This is a genomic window from Niastella sp. (assembly GCF_045805085.1).
Taxonomy (GTDB): domain Bacteria; phylum Bacteroidota; class Bacteroidia; order Chitinophagales; family Chitinophagaceae; genus Niastella.
Genome location: NZ_JBJMLX010000394.1, coordinates 1 through 5,665, shown reverse-complemented (window position 1 = coordinate 5,665; position 5,665 = coordinate 1). Strand labels below are relative to the sequence as shown.

The following is a 5,665-nucleotide window of genomic DNA, read 5'->3' as shown; positions in this document are numbered from 1 at the left end:
TGCTGAAAACTATCCTGAAACAGAATATTATAAAACCGATGATCTGCTTACCCAACTGGGTATAGGCGAGGCGCTGATTACAGCCCTGAACGAAAAAGGCATTCCCACCCCACTGGTGCACACGATGCTGGTGCCGCCCCGTTCACGCATGGATGTATTGACGGATGCAGAAATTGATACGCTGGTCAATCAATCAAAACTGGTGAAGAAATACGCCAATGACGAGAACCGGGAAAGCGCCTGTGAAATATTGACCGCAAAATTGAACGAAGCCGCTCAAAAATCAGAACAGCAGGCAGAAGAAAAACCAGCCAAAGCCTCGAAGAAAGAAGAAAAATCAACGTTGGAAAAAGTACTGGAAAGCCCGGTCACCAAACAAATAGGACGCACTGCCGCCAATGTTATTACCCGCAGTTTATTGGGTGCATTGGGTTTGGGTGGAAGGAGCTCATCACGCAAAAAATCAGGCAGCTGGTTTTAACAAGGCCTGATTGCAGCAATCATAACCGTATCTTCTATTGTTACACAAGTCCCAACCATACGTCATGACCCATGACAGGGATGTTTATTCTTTAACCTAAAATAACAATTATGAAGAAATCACTTTTATTGGTTGCCTCAACAGCCATCCTTTTTGCGGCCTGTCAATCCAATGCCAACAAAACGGCAGAAGGAACGGACAACAAGATGTCAGACTCCACCAGGATGGAGAACAAAGCGGAACGCAACAAGAAAATAATCATGGCCAGTTATGATGCTATGGGCTCTCACAATGTAAACGACATGCTGAAAGACTGCTCGGCTGATTGTGTTGATTATGGCGATGGCAGTATGCCGCCTATTAAGGGAAAGGATAGTATCGCTAAAATGTTAAATACAATGATGAGTGCTTTTCCCGACTACAAAGGCAGCGACCTGAAGTATGTGGCCGATGGTGATTGGGTGATGGTTTGGGGTGACTGGTCGGGCACCTGGAAAGGTGATTTCATGGGCATGAAGCCGACCAACAAATCGTTTAAGATGAAAGATGTGGATATTTTCAAACTGAACGATGCAGGTCAGATCGTTGAACACCACAATGTACAATCGCCCAATATGATGATGATGCAGGTAGGAGCGGCCATGCCGGGTAAAATGATGCCGGGTAAAAAATAAATCTCCTTTATAATAGGTGGGTGCTTCGCAAGCCAGCGGAGGCTCACCTTTTTTATTAGGCCGGTTTCACATATCCCTCTTTGTCGACGTAGATCTTGTTTTCAGATTGCAGAAAGTCGAGCACTTTATATAGTTTGTCTTTTTTTATCCCGGGTAATTGCTGGGGTAATACTTCACTAAGTACAGGCCGCTGGCGAATGATGGTGAACACCGATTGAGTTATGATATTAAATTCATCGGCAGAAAGCCCATGGTCTTTCAGTTTCAGGCAATTGTCGCAAATGCCGCAGGGCTTCGTTTTATCATCACCGAAATAAGCAGCAATATATTGACTGCGGCACTGTTTACCCGCATGAATATATTCCAGCATCTTGTTGATGCGTTCAATAAACTGTTGCTTTCTTTTATCATAAGCAGCCATGTTGAAGCGCAAGGTTTCTGCCCTTACCCGGTTCAGCAAAAGATACAGTTGCGGACTATCCTTTTTAGGGATATATTCTATGATGGCGTTGGCATGTAGCCTTTTCAGATCGTTTATAATATCTGCTTCTTCTCTTCGCAGTAAATAGGAAATGCTTTTTTCATGGATGTTAACCGGCATATCGAAAATGCCTTCGTACGTACGCAGCAATGTCTTTATAACAGGTTCCAGTTTCGGGTTATCAGTCTCGAACTGATATAACCAGCTTTTATTGGTTACAAACTGAATACGAGAGGGTAAAAATATCTGTTCACTATACGAAACCCAGCCTTCCTGTTCCAATGCTTTTATGGCGTAGATGGCCAGGTGAATATCCAGCTTGAATTTTTTTACAAAGTCAGTGAAGTCGAAATTATAGTAGTTACCTTCTCCGGAACCGGCAGGTATTTGCAAATAGTTCATCAGGCCTTCATACACCAGTCGAATGCTTTCGAGGGTGGGGAAGCGGATATCGGGTAATTTTAGTAGCTCATCCAGTTCTTTGTGATCGTATAATAATACGGCGTATGATTTCTTTTCATCACGTCCGGCGCGACCGGCTTCCTGGTAATAATTTTCCAGGCAGTCGGGCACATCGGCATGTACTACTACGCGCACATCGGGTTTATCGATGCCCATCCCAAAGGCATTGGTGCAAACGATGGTGCGAATAGTGTTATTGATCCAGGCAGCCTGTTTGCGCATTCTTTCTTCCTGTTGCAAACCCGCGTGATAAAAGTCGGCTGTAATGCCATGCATGTTCAGCAGATCGCTGATCTCTTTGGTTCGTTTACGGCTTTTGCAATAAACGATGCTACTGCCGGTTACTTTCTGTAGTATCTCGGTGATCTTGTTGATCTTTGAATCAACGGTAAAAACGCTGTATGATAAATTCGGCCGTTCAAACGAGCGGCTGAAGATCGAAGGATTTTTAAAAAGAAGTTTCTCGCAAATATCTTTTTGCACTGCCGGGGTAGCAGAAGCCGTAAGCGCCAGTATTGGAATGCCGCGCAGTTCTTCGCGTAAGGAGGCGATGCGTAAGTAGGGGGGTCTGAAATCATATCCCCATTGAGAAATACAATGTGCTTCATCAACAGCGATCAGGTTAACATCAAGGGCAGGGAGGTATTCCAGGAACAATTTAGTTTCTAACCGCTCCGGTGAAACGTATAAGAATTTGCAATTGCTGCTGGTAGCCAGTTTAAATATGTGGATCACTTCTTTGCGGCTCATGCCTGAGTAAATTGCAAAAGCCGTAATGCCTTTTTTACGCAGGTTGTCTACCTGGTCTTTCATCAATGCGATCAGGGGACTTATCACCAGACACAATCCTTCCTTTGCCATCGCCGGCACCTGAAAGCAAAGAGATTTACCCCCACCCGTTGGCATCAGGGCCAATGAGTCCTTACCATTCAGCACAGCATTGATGATCTCTTCCTGCAGTGGACGGAAGGTGGTATGCCTCCAGTAGTTTTTTAGTATTTGATGAATGCTCATTGGTTTGTGTGGTGATTGGTAGTACGGTGATGCCTATCTCGGCAATCGGCAATCGTGAATCGGCAATATCTCAATTTTCGAAATCTACTCCAATCAGCGACCTATCATTTTTGTAAGCATTTGAAAGCATCTGATCATCAGGTCTCCAAGCTTACCCTGTTCTTCCTTAATTATATACTTTAGTTCAACCGCAATATCTAATGCGGCATCAATTTCAATAAGAGACCCTCTGGCTATTTCATAAAATCTTTTTCTTTCTGCATTGGATTTTCTCGATGCCCCTTCTGCTATGTTTAATTGTATCGATAGAGCAGCTCTTCTTATTTGTGATACCATATTAAACCGTTCTTCTCCAGGCAATGTTTTGGTTAATTGATAGCAAGTATATACAAATTGTTTTGAGACTGTATATATGTCTAATTGTTTATGGTCAAGCTGTAAAAACATGGCATTAAATTTTAATGCCAAACTATGAAATTCCTTGTGATAATTACCGATTACTACCGGCTAAGTAGAACCTATTGCCGATTCACGATTGCCGATTGCCGACAAACGTTTGCCGAATGCTGCTTAATCCACTCAAGCTACTTTCTTAACAAACAGCCTCACCGAATTCGCCGCCAGCACCACATCACTCAACCCCATTACTAGCGCACCAAAAGTAGGTGTGAGCAATCCAAATCCGGCAACTGGAATAGCAATGATATTGTAAATAAATGCCCAGAAAAGATTTTGTTTGATGGTAAGGAACGTATGACGGCCAAGGCCCAACGCAAGGGGCAGGTTTTTAATACCGCTGTTCATCAAAACCACATCGGCGGTTTGCATAGCTATTTGCGATGCTTCGCTCAATGAAATACCAATGGTTGCTTTTGCCAGCGCGGGCGCATCATTGATGCCATCACCTACCATAGCGGTTGGTCCTTGTAAGGTGAGGTCTTCAATGACAGCCATTTTTTCTTCGGGCTTTTTTTCTGCTATCACTTCATCGATGCCCAACAGATTGGCCAACTGGCGGCATTTGCTCAGGCGATCGCCACTTAACAGAATAGTGCGAATATTACGGTGGCGAAGGTATTGTACTATAGAAATTGCTTCAGGTCGTACTTCATCTCTCACATCTATCGTGCCCAGCAACTTCCCGTTCCTGATGATATATACATTATGCGTATCGTCGGTGGTTAATGCCATGGCAGTTTCAAACGAACCTGCTATATATGTGTCGCCGGTTGCGGTAGTGGCGATCATGCCAATGCCTTTTTTCTCCTCTATTTTAGCCCAACGCATGGCGTCCTTTCGTTTCCAGCTAAGGGTTATACACTGGGCAATAGGATGGTTGGAATATTTTTCCAACGAAAAAGCAATGTGTTTGAATTCTTCAACAGTGATGGAATCAGATTCGAGCCGGTAATCAGACACTTCAAACCGGCCGGTAGTAAGCGTACCGGTTTTATCAAACACCACTTGTTTTATGGTCTTGAAGAGTTCGAGGCTTTTGGCATTGCGGAACAACACGCCGTTTTTAGCGGCTCTGCCAAGTCCGACGGCAATAGCGGCAGGCGTGGCCAGTCCCATGGCGCACGGGCAGGCAATTACCAAAATGGCTATGCTGCGCATCAGGGCGATGGTGAGGTCATGTAGAATGAGGTAGTTCACCACAAAGGCAACTACGGCAATAGCCAATACCAATGGAACGAAGATGGCGCTGATCTTATCGGCCAGTTGTTGTACCGGCGGCTTTTCGCTTTGCGCCTGTTTTACCAGGTTGATGATATTGGAAAGCACCGAATCCTTTGCTTCGGCAGTCACCTGGGCTCTCAGAATGCCATCAACGACAATGCTGCCACCGATCAGTTTATCTTTCCCTTTTTTATGAATGGGTGAACTCTCACCGGTGATAATCGCTTCGTTAACGGTAGCTTCACCTGATAATATTTTACAATCAACCGGTACCTGTTCGCCACTTTTAATGAGAATCAGATCGCCGGAACGCAGTTGCGTATTCTCCATTGGGAAGATGATCTCCTCGTGATTTTCATCAAAGGCGATCATATTGGCCATCATTTTTTGTGATCTGGCCAGGCTGTTCAGGGCCCGCTGGGTAGATTGTATGGAGGCATCTTCCAGAAAATTACCCAGGAACACCAGGGTAATGATGGAAGCGGTGGTTTCAAAAAACAGGTATTGAGGGCCCAGGTTCATGAGGGCGCCGGTTATACTATATACAAATGCGGCAGTGGCGCCAATAGTCACCAGCACATTCATATTGGGCATGCGGTTACGAATGCTTTTTATGGCGCTACGGCCAAAAAAGTCCATTCCCACAATATAAACAGGTAAACAAAGACCCAGCTGTACCCAGGGATCCATCAATAAGTGAATATGTACCCACTTATCCAACATATGCAGCATCAGCGGCAGGGTAAAGATCAGGCAGAATAAAAAGCGTTGTTTGTGGGAGGCAAATAGTCGCTTGCGCTTTTGGGAACCGGGCACTTCGTCATTTTGAACGGTATAACCCAGCGATTCTATGCCTTTGATGATCTGTTGTTC

At 44.7% G+C, this 5,665-nt stretch carries 5 protein-coding genes; 2 read left to right on the top strand and 3 right to left on the bottom strand.

What is annotated here, in order from left to right:
• Together ACJ751_RS20620 and ACJ751_RS20615 are read left to right on the top strand one after the other, a co-directional pair.
• On the top strand, nt 1–481 hold a 481-nt coding region (locus tag ACJ751_RS20620), incomplete at its 5' end, for a helicase HerA-like domain-containing protein (protein WP_407747413.1).
• A 110-nt stretch (nt 482–591) separates the two neighbouring features.
• Entirely contained in the window at nt 592–1,155 is a 564-nt protein-coding gene (locus ACJ751_RS20615) for an ester cyclase (RefSeq protein ID WP_407747412.1), read from the top strand.
• Between the two features lie 55 nt (nt 1,156–1,210).
• Here the strand turns inward: ACJ751_RS20615 and ACJ751_RS20610 are convergent, their stop codons facing one another.
• The 3 genes from ACJ751_RS20610 to ACJ751_RS20600 all read right to left on the bottom strand — a co-directional run.
• Nucleotides 1,211–3,112 (bottom strand): ATP-dependent DNA helicase RecQ, encoded by a 1,902-nt coding sequence (locus ACJ751_RS20610; protein WP_407747411.1) that lies wholly within the window; start codon nt 3,110–3,112, stop codon nt 1,211–1,213.
• Between the two features lie 93 nt (nt 3,113–3,205).
• The gene (locus tag ACJ751_RS20605; RefSeq protein WP_407747410.1) at nt 3,206–3,559 is read right to left on the bottom strand and encodes a four helix bundle protein; all 354 of its coding nucleotides are present in this window, start codon (nt 3,557–3,559) and stop codon (nt 3,206–3,208) included.
• Nucleotides 3,560–3,691: 132 nt separating this feature from the next.
• Nucleotides 3,692–5,665 (bottom strand): heavy metal translocating P-type ATPase (locus ACJ751_RS20600; RefSeq protein WP_407747409.1); only part of this gene is annotated, 1,974 nt, incomplete at its 5' end.